The following is a 17,662-nucleotide window of genomic DNA, read 5'->3' on the forward strand; positions in this document are numbered from 1 at the left end:
GACCTCAGCCCCGGCCAGCCGTTACGGCGGCCGAACCCCAGGTGGTTCTCCAGCGGCGTTTTACGCCATGCAGACCAAACCAGGCCAGTACGCCGAGGCTGGCGAACAACCACAGTGCCAGTTGATAGCTGCCGGTGCTTTGCTTGATCGCGCCCATGCCGGCCGCGAGGGCAAAACCACCGATGCCGCCCGCCATGCCAATCAGGCCGGTCATCACGCCGATTTCCCGACGAAAACGCTGCGGCACCAACTGGAATACCGCGCCATTGCCTGCACCCAGACCGAGCATGGTGCAGACGAAAAGTGCCAGTGCGGCGTAGGAGTTCGGCAGGTTGAAACCGACCACGGTAATGCAGATCGCCGCGACGGTGTACATCGCCAGCAAGGTCCGAATACCGCCGAAACGGTCAGCCAGCGCGCCGCCCAAGGGGCGCATCAGGCTGCCACCGAACACGCAGGCAGCGGTGTAGTAGCCGGCAGTGACCGGGCTCAGGCCGTACTGGTCGTTGAAGTAACCGGGCAGGGCGCTGGCCAGGCCGATAAAACCGCCGAATGTCACGCTGTAGAAAAACATGAACCACCAACTGTCCCGATCGCCCAGGGCCTTGAAGTAGTCGGCCATGGATTTGGCTTTTGGTCGCTCGGGGGCGTTTTTGGCCAGCCAGGCGAAGACGATCAGGGTCAGGATCAGCGGGATCAGGGCGAAGCCGAACACGTTGCTCCAGCCAAACGCTGCCGCCAGCACCGGGGCGATCAATGCGGCGAACACCGTGCCCGAGTTTCCCGCACCGGCGATGCCCATGGCCTTGCCTTGGTGCTGTGGCGGATACCACTGCGATGCCAACGGCAGGGCGACGGCGAAAGAAGCGCCGGCCATGCCCAGGAACAGCCCCAGCAGCAACGCTTGCTCGTAGCTGTGGATACCGAGTTTCCAGGCGCCGAACAGGGCGCAGATCACAATGACCTGACCGATCAGGCCGGCAGTTTTGGGCGACAGGCGATCAGCCAGCATCCCCATGGCAAAACGCAAGACCGCCCCGGCCAGAATCGGCGTGGCCACCACCAGCCCGCGTTGCTGCGTTGTCAGGTGCAGGTCGGCGGCGATCTGTACCGCCAGCGGTCCGAGCAGATACCAGACCATGAAGCTCAGGTCGAAATAGAGGAAGGCTGCGAACAATGTGGGGGTATGGCCAGATTTCCAGAAGCTTGAATTCATCGCGCACCTCAGCTGTGAAGAGTCTCGGAAGGAGTCATGAGCTTGCAGGTGGGGCGCCGTTACGGCCGCACCACCGGCCCCGTGCTGTGGGGCCAAAACGAAAAAACGCCGCGACCCGATTCGCCAGGGGCAAATGAGGTGCGCGACGTCTTTGTCGTAGGTGGGGCAACCGCCGTTGGTTACCTGTGGTGATTACTTAGCGAGATTTGTGCCAACAACCGAGACCGAGTCGTGGCCAATCGCGGGCAAGCCCGCTCCCACATGTTTTGTGGACACCAACTATCCATGTGGGAGCGGCGGTGCGGCGATCCGACTTGCCCGCGATGGGGCCCTGACAGGCAATGCGATGCTTCAGCCGAGCAACTCGCTCATGGCAATGATCTGCTCCGCCACCTGAATCAGCTTCTGCTGTCGGCTCATCGCCTGGCGGCGCATCAGGGTGTAGGCCTCTTCCTCGTTGCAATTCTTCATTTTCATCAGCAGCCCTTTGGCCAGTTCGATGCGCTTGCGCTCGGCCAATTGCTGGTCGCGGGCATGCAACTGGGCACGCAGGGCCTGATCGCTTTCGAAGCGCGCCATGGCCACATCGAGAATCGGCTGCAGGCGTTGTGCGTGAATGCCTTCGACGATGTAGGCACTGACCCCGGACTTGATCGCCTGTCGCATCACCTCGGGGTCGTGCTCGTCGGTGAACATCACAATCGGTCGGGGCTGGTCGCGAGTCACCAGCACCACTTGTTCCATGACATCGCGCCCCGGTGACTCGGTATCGATCAGGATCACATCCGGACGCACCGTTTCGACGCGTTCGGGCAAGTCGATGGTCAGGCCGGATTCATCAATCACTTCGAAACCAGCCTCGGTCAGGGCGGCCTTCAGGCGTCCGACTTTTTTGGCAGTGTCGTTGATCAGCAGGATACGCAGCATGTTCGTGGTCTCCTGTCAGCGGCTGGCGGATCGGTGCGAGCTGTCGCTCATGGCGTGCAGTTTGAAACTGCGGGCATATCCGGCCGGGTCCGAGCCGTCCCAGATTTTGCCGTCGATCAACTGACTGCTGCGCATCTCCTTGCCCAGTGCCGCGACACCTACAGCGCTGGCCGCTTCACGATATAAGTCTAGTTGCTGGACTTGACGGGCCACGGCCAGGTAATCCGGGTCGTCGCGCAGCAAACCCCAGCGACGGAACTGGGTCATGAACCACATGCCATCGGACAGGTGCGGCAGATTGACCTCGCCTTCACCATGGAAGCGCAGGGCGTGCGGGTCTTGCCAGCGATTGCCCAGACCATCGGCATAGTCGCCCAGCAGGCGCGGCTCGATGCATTCCAGTGGTGCATCGAGGTATTGCGCCGCGCTGAGCAATTGCGCGGTGCTGCGACGATTTTCGCTGCTTTCTTCGATGAAGCGACTGGCCTCCAGAATCGCCATCACCAACGCGCGGGCAGTGTTGGGGTATTGCTCGACGAAGGCGCGGGTGCAGCCCAGGACCTTTTCCGGGTGATCGGGCCAGAGGGTCTGGGTGGTCGCCATCGTGAAACCAAGACCCTGTTGCACTGCGCTGGCGGACCAGGGCTCACCGACACACAAACCGTCGATACGCCCGGCTCGCAGGTGCGCGACCATTTGCGGTGGCGGCACCACGACGCTGTCGACATCCAGCAGCGGGTGAATGCCCTGGCTGGCAAGCCAGTAATACAACCACATGGCATGGGTGCCGGTTGGAAACGTCTGGGCGAAGGTGAGTTTTGAGCGAGTTTGGTGCACGTGACGATCCAATGCTTCAGGACTGGTCACTCCCAGCATCTGCAAGCCGCGGGACAGATTGATGCTCTGGCCGTTCTGATTCAGGCCCATCAACACGGCCATGTCGGTCGCGGCCACGCCGCCGATGCCCAGGTGAACGGCGTAGACCAGACCGTAGAGACTATGGGCCGCATCGAGTTCGCCGCTGACCAGTTTGTCCCGAAGGTTGGCCCAGGACGATTGGCGCTTGAGGTTCAGGGTCAAGCCATGGGGTTGGGCGAAGCCCTGGGTGGCGGCGACAACCACCGAGGCGCAGTCGCTCAGGGCCATGAAGCCGAGATTGATTTCGGTTTTCTCCGGGGCATCGCTGCCATTGACCCAGGCCAGAGGGCTGGCTGACGGTTCGTTCATCGCGTGATCACCTTGCAAAAAAAACGTCGTCCCGAGTGCTTGCATGAGCAGGCCGGGGACGACGCCATTGTCTTTGCACTCATTCCGTCGTTGGCATGGGTGCTGGTGCCTTAAGTGGTGCAAGGCATATGCCATTAACCGTTGATTTGCTCACGCGCCTCGCTTGCAGCCCCGTTGCCCGGCTATAATCGCCGCCTCAATTCGCCGCCAATCGAGTCAAATCCGCCCATGTACACCCTGGCCCGTCAGCTGTTGTTCAAACTCTCCCCGGAAACCTCCCACGATCTGTCCCTGGACCTGATCGGCGCGGGCGGACGTCTTGGGCTCAACGGCTTGCTGTGCAAGGCCCCGGCGAAGACGCCGGTGAATGTCATGGGCCTGGACTTCCCGAATCCGGTGGGGCTGGCCGCCGGCCTGGACAAGAACGGCGCGGCCATTGATGGTTTCGCCCAACTGGGTTTCGGTTTTGTCGAAATCGGCACCATCACGCCGCGTCCGCAGCCGGGCAACCCGAAGCCACGCCTGTTCCGCCTGCCGGAAGCCGAGGCGATCATCAATCGCATGGGCTTCAACAACCTCGGCGTCGATCACCTGCTGGCCCGCGTGGCGGCGGCCAAGTACAAGGGCGTGCTGGGTATCAACATCGGCAAGAACTTCGATACGCCAGTCGAGCGTGCCGTGGATGACTACCTGATCTGCCTGGACAAGGTTTACGCCCACGCCAGCTATGTGACGGTCAACGTCAGTTCGCCGAATACGCCGGGCCTGCGCAGCCTGCAATTCGGTGACTCGCTCAAGCAGTTGCTGGCTGATCTGGCCGAGCGTCGTGCGGAACTGGCCTTGCGTCATGGCAAACATGTACCGCTGGCGATCAAGATCGCGCCGGACATGAGCGACGAAGAAACCGCACAAGTTGCACAGGCGCTGATCGAAACCGGAATGGATGCCGTCATCGCCACCAATACCACCCTGAGCCGCGTAGGCGTCGAAGGCATGGAGCATGGCGACGAGGCCGGTGGTCTGTCTGGCGCACCGGTTCGCGACAAGAGCACCCACACCGTGAAAGTGCTGGCATCGGAGCTGGGTGGTCGCCTGCCGATCATCGCTGCCGGTGGCATTACCGAAGGCAAGCATGCCGCAGAGAAAATCACCGCTGGCGCGAGCCTGGTGCAAATCTATTCGGGCTTCATCTACAAAGGCCCGGCGCTGATTCGTGAGTCCGTAGACGCCATCGCAGCCCTGCGCTGAGCCTATGTAGGAGCGAGCCTGCTCGCGATGGTCGATAACGATAACGCGTGCTTTCTGGATACACGCGGTGTTCTCGGGTCCATCGCGAGCGAGCTCGCTCCTACACAGGGGGATTGTTCTAGGCCAATGAGCAGGCATAAAAAAGGGCCCCTCTAAAGGAGCCCCTGGGCCGGAGCCCGCCGTCCGGATGGGACGCGCATGGTTAACTCAGTACAAAATCAGATTGTCGTGTCGGAGTGTTGTGCCCTGTAATTAGCCGACGGCGTGAAGTTCGTTGAGTCTGTGGATTCCCGCAGTGCCGGTCATACCGTCCCAGTTGTCGCCGCGTCCTTCTCGCCAGCCGTTGATCCAGGCTTGACGTACCGACGGTAGAGTAAATGGGCAAAGCTCACGGGATTTACCACCAACGCCATATTGATATCCGCGCAAAAATGCTCTTTCCAACGGATCACGCTTAAGTCTTCTCATAGGGTGTTGCCCTCACTTGTTGACTGTATTTATCGCGTCGACCTCAATCGAGGTCTGGCAGAAATGTCTGCCGTTGGGGGCTCGCTGCCGGCGTGGCGAGCCAAGGTGTTGACGTCCGTTGTGGCGCCAACCTGTATTGAGTTCTAACCAATGCGTCACATCGAGGGAATGACCGTTTTGTCATAAGGACGTAACCGTTCATGTGTTAAGGCCATAAGTAACAGCGTGTTTGTAGCGTATTTATTGGCCAAACCCCGGTATGATCGGCCCTGCGCTGGATGATGGGCTTAATCCTTTAGTGAGAATGGCTCCCGTTGCCGGGAAGCACTATTCGACGAAGGGTCGACTTATGACATTTTGTTGCATCAACTTTTTAATCTGCCTTTGCATCTAAGCTCATTTAACCCGGGCAGCAAGGGTGGAACGGCACACCTTCGTGCCACGCGGGCGCTCTTCGAGAAAAGCGCCTGATTGAAAACCGGACCGGCAATGCGTTGCCCGGTCACTCAGCTAAAGGTTCTGGAATTCCCATGTCCGATCGTTTCGAACTCTTCCTCACTTGCCCAAAAGGCCTTGAAGGCCTGCTCATCGAGGAAGCCGTCGGGCTTGGCCTTGAGGAAGCGCGGGAGCACACCTCTGCCGTGCGCGGCATGGCCACCATGGAAACCGCTTATCGCCTGTGCCTGTGGTCGCGCCTGGCCAACCGCGTGCTGTTGGTGCTCAAGCGTTTCCCGATGAAGGACGCCGAAGACCTGTACCACGGCGTGCTGGACATCGAGTGGGAAGACCACATGCTCAATGACGGCACCCTGGCCGTCGAATTCAGCGGCCATGGCTCGGGTATCGACAACACCCACTTCGGCGCGCTGAAGGTCAAGGACGCCATCGTCGACAAGCTGCGTACCCCGCAAGGCGACCGTCCGTCCATCGACAAGCTCAACCCGGACCTGCGCATCCACCTGCGCCTGGACCGCGGCGAAGCCATTCTGTCCCTCGACCTGTCCGGTCACAGCCTGCACCAGCGCGGTTATCGCCTGCAGCAAGGTGCGGCACCGCTGAAGGAAAACCTCGCGGCTGCCATCCTGATCCGTTCCGGCTGGCCGCGTATCGCAGCCGAAGGCGGCGCCTTGGCCGACCCGATGTGCGGTGTCGGCACGTTCCTGGTGGAAGCGGCGATGATCGCCGCCGACATCGCGCCGAACCTGCGTCGCGAGCAATGGGGCTTCACCGCCTGGCTCGGTCACGTTCCGGCGCTGTGGAAAAAACTTCACGAAGAAGCGTCCGAGCGTGCAACGGCCGGACTGGCCAAGCCACCGTTGTGGATTCGCGGCTACGAAGCCGATCCGCGGCTGATTCAACCGGGCCGTAACAACGTCGAACGGGCCGGCCTGAGCGAGTGGATCAAGATCTATCAGGGTGAAGTCGCGACTTTCGAGCCGCGCCCGGATCAGAACCAGAAAGGCCTGGTGATCTGCAACCCTCCGTATGGCGAGCGTCTGGGCGACGAGGCGAGCCTGCTCTACCTCTACCAGAACCTCGGCGAGCGCCTGCGTCAGGCCTGCCTGAACTGGGAAGCGGCGGTATTCACCGGCGCGCCGGACCTGGGCAAACGCATGGGCATCCGCAGCCACAAGCAGTACTCGTTCTGGAACGGCGCCCTGCCGTGCAAGCTGCTGCTGATCAAAGTGCTGCCGGACCAGTTCGTCACTGGCGAGCGCCGTACCCCGGAGCAACGCCAGGTCGAGCGTGAACAGGCCGCCTATGATCAGGCGCCAAACGAGCCGCAGGAACGCAAGTTCAACAAGAACGGCAACCCGATCAAACCGACGCCGGCACCGGCTCCGGTGGTCGAGCAGCCGCGCCTGAGCGAAGGCGGGCAGATGTTCGCCAACCGCCTGCAAAAGAACCTCAAGGCCATGGGCAAGTGGGTCAAGCGTGAAGGCATCGACTGCTACCGCGTCTACGATGCCGACATGCCGGAATACTCCATGGCCATCGACCTGTATCACGATTGGGTCCATGTGCAGGAGTACGCCGCGCCGAAATCGATCGACCCGGAAAAAGCCTCGGCCCGCATGTTCGATGCCCTGGCAGCCATCCCGCAGGCGTTGAACATCGACAAGAGCCGTGTGGTGGTCAAGCGCCGCGAGCGTCAGAGTGGCACCAAGCAGTACGAACGCCAGGCGGCGCAGGGCAAGTTTGTCGAGGTCAATGAAGGCGGCGTGAAGCTGCTGGTGAACCTCACCGACTACCTCGACACCGGTCTGTTCCTCGACCATCGGCCGATGCGCATGCGCATCCAGAAAGAGGCGGCCGGCAAGCGCTTCCTCAATCTGTTCTGCTACACCGCAACGGCCAGTGTGCATGCGGCCAAGGGTGGCGCGCGCAGCACCACCAGTGTCGACCTGTCGAAAACCTATCTGGACTGGGCACGTCGCAACCTGTCGCTGAACGGTTTTTCCGACAAGAACCGCCTGGAGCAGGGCGATGTGATGGCGTGGCTCGAAGCCAGTCGTGACGAGTACGACCTGATCTTCATCGACCCGCCGACGTTCTCCAACTCCAAGCGCATGGAAGGCGTGTTCGACGTGCAGCGCGACCAGGTGCAACTGATTGACCTGGCCATGGCGCGCCTGGCGCCTGGTGGTGTGTTGTACTTCTCCAACAACTTCCGCAAGTTCGAGCTGGAGGCCAATCTTGGCGAGCGTTATGCGGTCGAGGACATCACCGCCCAGACCATCGATGCGGATTTTGCCCGCAACGCCAAGATCCATCGCGCCTGGAAAATCACGGCCCGTTGACGGTTGAACCCACTTTGTAGGAGCGAGCTTGCTCGCGATGGTCGACAACGATAACGCGTGCTTTCTGAATGCACGCGGTGTTCTTGAGTCCATCGCGAGCTGAGCTCGCTCCTACAGGGTGCTGGTCAAATTAGTGGCTAATAGCTATAACTCAACTCATGGCCAAAGGGCTTTCCCGCACCTGGCGTTTTGAGTTTGCGTTTTATGTCGTTGCACGCCGTGCGCCCCAAGATCCTGGGTTTTCTCAGCGAAGATGTCTCGGCCTGGCTGGTCGCGCTGCTGGTATTACTTGTCGGCGGGGTGCTCACAGGGTTGCTGGCGTGGTCGACGCTGAATCTGTTTCACCATCAATTGCGGCAACGCTTCCAACTGCTGGCCAGTGAGCGTTACAGCCGTATCGAAGAGCGTTTCGAAGATCAGGAGCAGCGCCTCGATGGCCTGCGCCGTTTCTTCGCCAATTCCAGTTCTGTTTCCCGTGCGGAATTCGACGGTTATACCCAGCCTTTGCTGCTGCGGACCCAAGCCTATTCCTATGCGGAACGGGTTACCGGCGAGCAGCGGGCGGCGTTCGAGCGCCGTGTGCGCGACGAAGGCGTGAGTAACTTCACCCTGCGCGAACTCGATGCCGACGGTCAGCTGAAACTGGCGGGCGAACGCAACGAGTACGTGGTGGTGCTCTATAGCCAGACCCAAAGCAAACTCGGTTCTCCCCTTGGTTACGACTTGCTGGCCCAGCCGCTGCGGCGTGCCACGCTTGATCGGGTCGATCAGCATGGCGCCATGGCGGTGTCGCAGCCGATGCATCTGGTGAATATCGAGCCGGCTTATGCACGGGGGGTGCTGCTGGTTGCGCCGGTCATGCAGCGCAACAGTCAATACCACACGAAACCCTACGGTTATGTCATGGCAGTCATCAGCATGCGCCAGTTGCTGGCGGACGGGCTGCCGGAAGCGAGCCATGATTATCTATCGGTGCGCATCCTCGATTTGTCGACCGACGACCAGCACGAGGTGCTGTTCGAGTCGCCCAACCCGCCGACCATCAGCGAGTTGTCCGCCACGCGCCTGTTGCGCATGGCCGACCATGACTATCAAGTTGATATCCAGCCCAGTGCAGCTTTCATCCAGGCCAATCATTCATCGGTGACCAGTGTGGTGGTGCTGGGTGGTTTGCTCAGTGTGTTGCTCAGTGCCCTGCTGTATGTGTTGGTCAGCCAGCGCCAGCGGGCGTTGAGACTGGTCGAGCAACGCACCCGGGAGCTGCGCGATCGAGAGCAAGAGCTGCGCGGCACCCATGGTCAGTTGCGTGGCGTGCTGAATGCCGCCACCCAGGTTGCGATCATCGCCACCGACCTGCGCGGCGTCATCAGCACTTTCAACGCGGGTGCCGAGCAGATGCTTGGCTATACCAGTGCCGAAGTGGTCGGCCATATGACCCTGGAGAGCCTGCACCTGCCCCGGGAACTGGCCGCTCGTTCGGCAGAGTTGAGTGCACGCTATGGCAAACCGGTGCCAGCCTGTCACGCGATGCTGGTCGAAGGCGACATGGAGGGCAGCCACGAGGCGCGGGAGTGGACGCTGGTGCGCGGCGATGGCAGCCATTTGATGGTCAACATGCTCGCGACACCGGTGCTCGACGAGCAAGGCCTGTGGGTCGGGCACCTGGCAGTGTGCATCGACATCACCGAACGCAAACGGGTTCATGAAGCGCTCGCGGCGCGGGACCTGCTGTTGAAGAAACTCAGCGCCCACGTGCCCGGTGGCATCTACCAGTTCAAGATGGAGTTCGATGGGCGCTTCAGTGTGATCTACGCCAGCGACGGCATTCGCGAGATCTACGAGCTCGAGCCCGACGTGCTGCTGCTCAATGCCGAGTCGATCTTCACCCGGATTCACCCGCAGGACACCACCCGTGTCCGCGCCTCGATCCGCGCCTCGGCCGACACCCTCAGCCCCTGGCGCGAAGAGTACCGCGTGCAACTGCCGCAACGTGGTTTGCGTTGGGTTCGCGGCGAAGCCACTCCGGAGGAACTGCCCGGTGGCGGTGTGCTGTGGCACGGCTACATCTCGGACATTTCCGATATGAAACGAGTGGAGGAAGAGTTGCGCGCGTTGTCGGTCACCGATTCGCTGACCGGTATCCACAACCGGCGTTATTTCCAGGAGCGCCTGACCACCGAAATGGCCAGGGTAGAGCGCGGCGGTGGGGATTTGTCGGTGATCATGCTCGATATTGACCATTTCAAGCGCATCAATGACCTGCATGGCCATGCCACCGGTGATCGGGTGTTGCAGGCAGTGTGCCAACGGATCGGCCACCGGCTGCGTCGCACCGATGTGTTCTGCCGCTTGGGCGGTGAGGAGTTCATGGTGCTGTGCCCGGATATCAACGGCGAACATGCCTATGTATTGGCCCAGCAATTGTGGCAAGGCTTGCGCAGTTCACCCATTGAAAATGTCGGTACCGTCACCGCCAGTTTCGGGATTGCCAGCTGGCGGGTCGGGGAGGGCGCCGATGCCTTGCTGTTACGCGCGGACTCGGGGGTCTATGCGGCGAAGCAGGCGGGAAGGGATCGGGTGGAAAAGGAAATGAACTGATCCGGGCAGTGCGTTGACCCATGTGGGAGCGGCGGTGCGGCGATCCGACTTGCTCGCGATAGCGGTGTGTCAGTCGCGATCAATTTGACTGGACTGACGCTATCGCGGGCAAGCCCGCTCCCACAGGGACCTGCTGTGTTCTTGAAATCCGGTTACAACACCGAAGCCGTCTGCGGCGTTTTCGGTTGGCGGTACAGGTCGAGCAGCACCTGATCGAGCACCGAAGAGGCGCCGAACGGGGCCTTGTCGTTGAGGATCGCTACCACCGCCCAGGTGTTGCCGTTGACGTCGCGACTGAAACCGGCAATCGCCCGCACGGTGTTCAGGGTGCCGGTCTTGACGTGGGCTTCACCGCGCATCGCAGTGGTCTTGAGGCGCTTGCGCATGGTGCCGTCGGTGCCGGCAATCGGCATCGAACTGATGTATTCGGCGGCATACGGGCTGTGCCACGCCGCTTCGAGCATCGAGGCCATTTCCCGGGCGCTGACGCGCTCGGAACGGGACAGGCCGGAGCCGTTCTCCATCACCAGATGCGGCGCGGTGATGCCCTTTTTCGCCAGCCACTGACGCACCACACGCTGGGCGGCCTTGGCGTCGTCAGCATCGGCATCGGTGCGGAAGCGTTGGCCGAGGCTCAGGAACAACTGCTGGGCCATGGTGTTGTTACTGTACTTGTTGATGTCGCGGATGACTTCAGCCAGGTCTGGGGAGAATGCCCGGGCCAGTACCTTGGCGTCTTTCGGTGTTGGCGCCAGCACATCCTTGCCCTGGATGCTGCCACCCAGTTCCTTCCAGATCGCCCGGACGGCGCCGGCGGTGTAGGTCGCATGGTCGAGCAACGACAGGTAAGTCTGCGAGCTGCAGCCTTCACCCAGCTGACCGCCGACCGTCACTGTCACGCTGCCATCGGCCTGTGCCACCGGGTTGTAGCGCACGCCACCGGTGCATTGTTTGGAATTGAGGGCCTTGACCTGGTTGTCGATGCGGATGCTCGCAATCGGCGGCTCCACCGAGACCAGCACCTTGCCCGAGTCATTGCGCGCGACGAAGCGCAGCGCCTTGAGATTGACCAGCAGCGAGTCGGGCTTGACCAGGAACGGCTTGTTCTCGTCGTTGCCGTCGTCATTGAACTCCGGCAGTTGCGGTTGCACGAAGAACGTTTTATCCAGCACCAGGTCGCCGGTGACCTGGGTGACACTGTTGGCGCGCAGGTCACGCATCAGCAGCCAGAGCTTTTCCATGTTCAGCTTCGGATCGCCGCCACCCTTGAGGTAGAGGTTGCCGTTGAGGATGCCGCCACTGAGGGTACCGTCGGTGTAGAACTCGGTTTTCCACTGGTGGTTCGGGCCAAGCATTTCCAGGGCCGCGTAGGTGGTGACCAGTTTCATGGTCGACGCCGGGTTGACCGAGACGTCTGCGTTGAACACCGTCGGGGTGCCGGGGCCGGTGAGCGGGATCATCACCAGCGACAGGGCGTTGTCCTGCAACTTGCTGGCTTTCAGGGCTTTTTCAACGTTGGGCGACAACGCAGTGTTGATGGGAGCTGCGGAAACGGAGAAGGCCAGGGGGAGAAGAAAACTGGCCAACAGCAATGGACGCAAAGATTTGATCATCTGAAATAAAACCCTACAGCCGAGGGGGAATAAGACGAGGGCATGGAGATAAATTCCCTCAATGGTCATGAAAGTGTCGGCATTATGCCCCAAGGTGTCGCTGCTTGTGCCGTGCGCGGGCGGTCTGACAGGCTATTTTTTTACCGACGGTAGGCATCGTGGCCCAGAGAGTCAGGCAATCGGCGGCTTAAACTGCTAAAGTGCCGCCCGTTATTACTTAAGAGGATTGTTCCAATGGCGACTAACCGTTCCCAGCGTCTGCGCAAAAAACTGTGCGTCGATGAATTTCAAGAGCTGGGTTTCGAACTGAACCTGGATTTCAAAGAAGATTTGGCTGATGAAGCCATTGATGCTTTCCTCGATGCGTTCCTCAAAGAAGCCATGGAAGCCAACGGCCTGGGTTATGTTGGCGGCGACGACTACGGTCTGGTTTGCCTGCAGAAGCGTGGCTCGGTCAGCGCTGAACAGCGTGCTGCCGTTGAAGCCTGGCTCAAAGGCCGCACCGAGCTGACCAGCGTTGAAGTCAGCCCGCTGCTGGACGTCTGGTACCCGGAAAAGCCGATCAATCCGGTAGCTTGATGTTCTGAAAAAACGGCGACCCGAGGGTCGCCGTTTTTTTATGCCTGCTCTTTGTAGGAGCGAGCTTGCTCGCGATGAACCTGAGAGCGCCGCGGGGTCTCAGGTTTCCAGCGTTATCGTTGACGACCATCGCTAGCAGGCTCGCTCCTACAGTTCAGGATCATCAGCGTCACAACCCCCGCGACAATCCCCCAGAACGCCGAACCGATGGAAAACAGCGTCAGCCCCGATGCCGTGACCATGAAAGTGATGAGCGCGGCTTCACGCTCCTTCACGACGCTCATGGCAATGCTCAAGCCGTTGATGATCGAGCCAAACAGCGCCAGCGCAGCAATCGACAGCACCAGTTCCTTGGGCAGCGCGGCAAACAATGCCGCGAGCGTCGCGCCGAACACACCGGCGAACCCGTAGAAAATCCCGCACCAGACGGCGGCGGTGTAGCGCTTGTTGCGATCCTCATGAGCGTGCGGTCCGGTGCAGATCGCTGCGCTGATCGCCGCCAGGTTGATTCCGTGCGAGCCGAACGGTGCCAACAGCAAGCTGGCGATGCCGGTAGTGGTGATCAGTGGCGAGGCTGGCACCGTGTAACCATCGGCGCGCAACACGGCGATACCGGGCATGTTCTGTGAGGTCATGGCGACGACAAACAGCGGGATGCCGATGCTGATGGTCGCTGCCAGGGAGAAGTGCGGCGTGGTCCAGACCGGCGTCGCCACCTCCAGGTGAAAACCGCTGAAGTCCAGCAGCCCCATGAAGCCTGACAATGCCGTACCGATCAGCAATGCTGCCAACACTGCATAACGCGGCGACAGGCGCTTGACCAGCAGATAAGTGACAAACATCCCTAATACCAGGCCGGTGCGGTGTTGCGCCGCGACGAAAATCTCGCTGCCGATCTTGAACAGGATCCCTGCCAGCAGGGCGGCGGCCAAGGATGCCGGGATTTTTTTCACCAGTCGTTCGAAGCTGCCAGTCAGCCCGCAAATCGTCACCAGTACCGCACAGGTAATATAGGCACCAATGGCTTCGCCGTAGCTCACGCCACCCAGGCTGGTGATCAGCAGCGCGGCTCCGGGGGTCGACCAGGCAATGGTGATCGGCGTGCGATAGCGCAGGGACAGGCCAATGGAGCACACCGCCATGCCGATGGAAATCGCCCAGATCCACGAAGAAATCTGCCCGCTGCTCAGGCCCGCCGCTTGCCCGGCCTGAAACATCAGCACCAGGGAGCTGGTGTAGCCAGTCATCATGGCGATGAACCCGGCGACGATGGCCGAGGTCGAGGTGTCGGCCAGTGGGCGGAGTTGGGCGTGCGTGGCGTCGTTCATGACGGCGGTGTTCCTTATAAGAATGTAGAAATCCGAAATCCCGCCCGCCTCTGTAGGAGCTGGCTTGCCAGCGAAGGCGCCTTCAAGGGGCGCGCAATACTCGAGGACGCCTTCGCCGGCAAGCCGGTTCCTACGAAGGATGAGTCCGAGCCACGGATTTCGGGTTTAAGCCTAAACTCAAAAGTAACCAGACGTTGCGATACAGCCGAGGCAACATTCAGCCGTACAGTCGTGTTGCCACCATCCATTGTGTACAATCGTGGTGTTTTTTACGCGATACTTGCCAGCGACCCACTGTGCCGTATTACAGTCACCGTCAATTCGCCGCAGTTCTTCCGACTCGAGTGCCCATGAACGAACAGTTGCAACCCCTAAAGAAACAACCGCGAGCAGGCAAAGCCGGCCGCAGCGGTACCCAGGACGATATTGTCTACGCGCATATCTTCGAGGCCATCCTCGAGCAGCGTCTGGCGCCCGGCACCAAGTTGAGCGAAGAAGCGCTGGGGGAAATTTTCGGGGTCAGCCGCACCATCATTCGCCGCGCCTTGTCGCGCCTGGCCCATGAAGGCGTGGTGCTGCTGCGTCCGAATCGCGGCGCCGTCGTCGCCAGCCCGAGCGTCGAAGAGGCACGACAGGTGTTCATGGCCCGGCGTCTGGTCGAGCGCGCGATCACCGAATTGGCGGTGCAGCACGCCACCGCCGAGCAGATTGCCGAATTGCGCCAGATGGTCAACGACGAGCGCGACAGCTTTTCCCGTGGCGACCGGGGTGCCGGCATCCGCCTGTCGGGCGAATTCCACCTGAAACTGGCCGAAGCGGCGAAAAACGCCCCGTTGATCAGCTTCCAGCGCAGCCTGGTGTCCCAGACTTCGCTGATCATCGCCCAGTACGAAAGCGGCAACCGCTCCCACTGCTCCTACGACGAGCACACCCAGCTGATCGACGCCATCGAGAAGCGCGACGCTGAACTGGCGGTCGACTTGATGATGCATCACATGGATCACATCGACAGCAAGCTCAACCTCGACGAGGAAAGTGCTTCGGATGATCTGCATGCAGTGTTCTCGCATTTGTTGCAGACCAAGAAGCCTGGGCGTTCGCCAGCGAAAATCTGACACCGCCCCCCCCTGTAGGAGCGAGCCTGCTCGCGATGAACCTGAGGGCGCCACGGGGTGTCAGGCTTCCCGCGTAATCGTTAACGACCATCGCGAGCAAGCTCGCTCCTACAGGGCATAAAAAATCCCCCGGAATCAGATGATCACGGGGGATTTTTTATGGGCGCAAACTTTTAGCGCTGATGCACCAGATTCCCCGCCGCATAAGTCTGCAGCACAGTCCGGTCATCCCCCAGCGTCATCAACACGAACAACGTCTCGGCGATGTTGTTGGCCTGCTTCAGGCGATAGCTCAGCAGTGGCGTGGCGTTGTAGTCCAGCACCAGGAAGTCGGCGTCGGTGCCCGGTTGCAGGTTGCCGATCTTGTCTTCCAGACGCAGTGCGCGGGCGCCGCCGAGGGTGGCCAGGTACAGCGACTTGAACGGGCTCAGGCGTGCGCCCTGCAGCTGCATGACCTTGTAGGCTTCGTTGAGGGTTTGCAGCAGCGAGAAACTGGTGCCGCCGCCCACATCGGTGCCGATGCCGACATTGAGTTTGTGCTTCTCGGCCATCGGCAGGTTGAACAGGCCGCTGCCGAGGAAGAAGTTCGAAGTCGGGCAGAACGAGATGGCCGAACCGGTTTCTGCCAGGCGCGCGCACTCGTCATCGCACAGGTGCACACCGTGGGCAAACACCGAGCGCTCGCCGAGCAACTGGTAGTGATCGTAGACGTCCAGGTAGCCCTTGCGCTCCGGGAACAGCTCCTTGACCCATTCGATTTCCTTGAGGTTTTCGCTGATGTGGGTCTGCATGTACAGATCCGGGTATTCAGTCAGCAACTGGCCGGCCAGGGTGAGCTGTTCCGGGGTGCTGGTCGGTGCGAAGCGCGGGGTGACGGCGTAGTGCAGGCGACCCTTGCCGTGCCAGCGCTCGATCAGCGCCTTGCTTTCCAGATAGCTGGATTCAGCGGTGTCGGTCAGGTAGTCCGGCGCGTTGCGGTCCATCATCACCTTGCCGGCGATCATCCGCAGGTCCAACTGTTTGGCCGCTTCAAAGAAAGAGTTCACCGATTGCGGGTGCACGCTGCCGAACACCAGTGCGGTGGTGGTGCCGTTGCGCAGCAGTTCCTTGATGAAAATGTCCGCGACTTCGTCAGCGTGGGCCTTGTCGGCGAACTGGCTTTCGCACGGGAAGGTGTAGGTGTTGAGCCAGTCCAGCAATTGTTCGCCGTAGGCGCCGACCATGCCGGTTTGCGGCAAATGGATGTGGGTGTCGATGAAGCCGGGAGTGATCAGTGCGTCCTGATAGTGGGTGATTTCGACGTCAGCCGCCAGGGTCGGCAGCAGTTCGCTGGCGTGGCCGAGGGCGCTGATCTGGCCGTTATCCACAACCAGCAAACCGTCTTCGAAATACTCGTAGGAGGCTTCGATGCCCACGATGGCAGGGTCGGCGATGCTGTGCAGGATGGCGGCGCGGTAGGCTTTGCGAGTCAGAGGCATGAGAATTCTCAGTTGGAGGCTTGGCTGCGGCGTGACGCAGGCAGCAGTTTGGCAATCGATCCGGCGCTGGCGGTGTGCTGACCGAAATTCGCGTTATAGGTGGCGATGATTTCGCCGGCGATGGAGATGGCGATTTCCACAGGCAACTTGCCTTTGACTTCGCCGATGCCCATCGGGCAGCGCATGCGTTGCACGACGCTGGTGTCGAAGCCGCGGTCGCGCAGGCGATGTTCGAACTTCACGCGTTTGGTCTTCGAGCCGATCAGGCCGAAGTAGGCGAAGTCGTTGCGCTTGAGGATGGCGGCAGTCAGTTCGAGGTCGAGTTGATGGTTGTGGGTCATCACGATGCAGTAGCTACCGGCAGGCAGGTCATCGACTTCATCCACCGGTTCTTCGCTGACGATCTTGCGCACGCCATGGGGGAGCTGCTCCGGGAATTCATCTTCCCGCGAGTCGATCCAGCGCACCCGGCAAGGCAGGCTGGCCAGCAGTGGCACCAGCGCCCGACCCACGTGACCGGCACCGAACACGGCGATCTGCGCCTGTACCTGGCCCATCGGTTCGAACAGCAATACCGTCGCACCACCGCAGCATTGGCCGAGGCTGGCGCCGAGGCTGAAACGCTCCAGATGGGTGTCCTGTTTGCCGCTGGCCAGCATCTCGCGGGCAATCTGCATGGCTTTGTATTCCAGATGCCCGCCACCGATGGTGTCGAAGGCCTGGTTCGCGCTGATGACCATCTTCGAGCCGGCATTGCGCGGCGTTGAGCCGAGCTCTTCAATGATGGTTATCAGCACGCAGGGCTCACCCCGGTTTTGCAGGTCGGCGAGGGCGTCGATCCAGTTGTACATGTTCACCTCGACATCTTTGTTGTCTGTTCGGGCCTCTTCGCTGGCAAGCCAGCTCCTACAGGTGACATGCGATCCTCGTAGGAGCTGGCTTGCCAGCGAAACAGGCGACGCGGTCCTCGTAGGAGCTGGCTTGCCAGCGAAAAAGGCGCCTCGGTCTAGAGCGAAGCCAACTCGGTCTCAGCCTCGACAGCCTTCGCCGCCTTCAGCTGGCGC

At 60.9% G+C, this 17,662-nt stretch carries 13 protein-coding genes; 5 read left to right on the forward strand and 8 right to left on the reverse strand.

Features of this window, described 5'->3' with window-relative positions:
• Positions 1-4: 4 nt before the first annotated feature.
• The 3 genes from PMI31_RS24590 to PMI31_RS24600 form a co-directional block, all read right to left on the reverse strand.
• Complete coding sequence (locus PMI31_RS24590) at positions 5-1,216, reverse strand: nitrate/nitrite transporter (protein WP_008021838.1); 1,212 nt, start codon at positions 1,214-1,216, stop codon at positions 5-7.
• A gap of 351 nt (positions 1,217-1,567) precedes the next feature.
• Complete coding sequence (locus PMI31_RS24595) at positions 1,568-2,143, reverse strand: ANTAR domain-containing response regulator (protein ID WP_008021841.1); 576 nt, start codon at positions 2,141-2,143, stop codon at positions 1,568-1,570.
• 15 nt (positions 2,144-2,158) lie between these two features.
• Positions 2,159-3,370: a CmpA/NrtA family ABC transporter substrate-binding protein gene (locus PMI31_RS24600; protein WP_008021842.1), complete on the reverse strand. Its 1,212-nt coding sequence runs from the start codon at positions 3,368-3,370 to the stop codon at positions 2,159-2,161.
• Positions 3,371-3,598: 228 nt separating this feature from the next.
• Between PMI31_RS24600 and PMI31_RS24605 the strand changes: the two genes are divergently transcribed.
• Positions 3,599-4,618 carry a quinone-dependent dihydroorotate dehydrogenase gene (locus PMI31_RS24605; protein WP_008021844.1) on the forward strand — a complete coding sequence of 340 codons (1,020 nt, stop codon included), beginning with the start codon at positions 3,599-3,601 and terminating at the stop codon, positions 4,616-4,618.
• Between the two features lie 252 nt (positions 4,619-4,870).
• Here the strand turns inward: PMI31_RS24605 and rmf are convergent, their stop codons facing one another.
• A complete protein-coding gene (gene rmf / locus PMI31_RS30370; RefSeq protein WP_003223300.1) occupies positions 4,871-5,086 on the reverse strand; it encodes a ribosome modulation factor in 216 nt (71 codons plus the stop codon).
• Positions 5,087-5,616: 530 nt separating this feature from the next.
• On the opposite strand from rmf, the gene rlmKL reads away from it, so the two are divergent.
• Entirely contained in the window at positions 5,617-7,887 is a 2,271-nt protein-coding gene (gene rlmKL / locus PMI31_RS24610; protein WP_008021846.1) for a bifunctional 23S rRNA (guanine(2069)-N(7))-methyltransferase RlmK/23S rRNA (guanine(2445)-N(2))-methyltransferase RlmL, read from the forward strand.
• 204 nt (positions 7,888-8,091) lie between these two features.
• Positions 8,092-10,485 (forward strand): sensor domain-containing diguanylate cyclase, encoded by a 2,394-nt coding sequence (locus PMI31_RS24615; protein WP_008021848.1) that lies wholly within the window; start codon positions 8,092-8,094, stop codon positions 10,483-10,485.
• Between the two features lie 152 nt (positions 10,486-10,637).
• Here the strand turns inward: PMI31_RS24615 and dacB are convergent, their stop codons facing one another.
• Positions 10,638-12,098 carry a D-alanyl-D-alanine carboxypeptidase/D-alanyl-D-alanine endopeptidase gene (gene dacB, locus PMI31_RS24620; RefSeq protein ID WP_008021849.1) on the reverse strand — a complete coding sequence of 487 codons (1,461 nt, stop codon included), beginning with the start codon at positions 12,096-12,098 and terminating at the stop codon, positions 10,638-10,640.
• Positions 12,099-12,332: 234 nt separating this feature from the next.
• Between dacB and PMI31_RS24625 the strand changes: the two genes are divergently transcribed.
• Positions 12,333-12,677, forward strand: a complete 345-nt coding sequence (locus PMI31_RS24625) for a YggL family protein (protein ID WP_007971486.1) — start codon at positions 12,333-12,335, stop codon at positions 12,675-12,677.
• A 113-nt stretch (positions 12,678-12,790) separates the two neighbouring features.
• On the opposite strand, the gene PMI31_RS24630 is transcribed toward PMI31_RS24625, so the two are convergent.
• Complete coding sequence (locus PMI31_RS24630; RefSeq protein WP_008021852.1) at positions 12,791-14,005, reverse strand: benzoate/H(+) symporter BenE family transporter; 1,215 nt, start codon at positions 14,003-14,005, stop codon at positions 12,791-12,793.
• A gap of 350 nt (positions 14,006-14,355) precedes the next feature.
• Between PMI31_RS24630 and PMI31_RS24635 the strand changes: the two genes are divergently transcribed.
• Positions 14,356-15,120, forward strand: a complete 765-nt coding sequence (locus PMI31_RS24635) for a GntR family transcriptional regulator (protein ID WP_008021853.1) — start codon at positions 14,356-14,358, stop codon at positions 15,118-15,120.
• A 173-nt stretch (positions 15,121-15,293) separates the two neighbouring features.
• On the opposite strand, the gene guaD is transcribed toward PMI31_RS24635, so the two are convergent.
• Positions 15,294-16,598 (reverse strand): guanine deaminase, encoded by a 1,305-nt coding sequence (gene guaD, locus PMI31_RS24640; RefSeq protein ID WP_008021854.1) that lies wholly within the window; start codon positions 16,596-16,598, stop codon positions 15,294-15,296.
• An 8-nt stretch (positions 16,599-16,606) separates the two neighbouring features.
• Positions 16,607-17,449: a xanthine dehydrogenase accessory protein XdhC gene (xdhC, locus tag PMI31_RS24645; protein WP_008021856.1), complete on the reverse strand. Its 843-nt coding sequence runs from the start codon at positions 17,447-17,449 to the stop codon at positions 16,607-16,609.
• Positions 17,450-17,662 lie beyond the last annotated feature (213 nt).

This window comes from Pseudomonas sp. GM55 (assembly GCF_000282395.1).
Classification (GTDB): domain Bacteria; phylum Pseudomonadota; class Gammaproteobacteria; order Pseudomonadales; family Pseudomonadaceae; genus Aquipseudomonas; species Aquipseudomonas fluorescens_CC.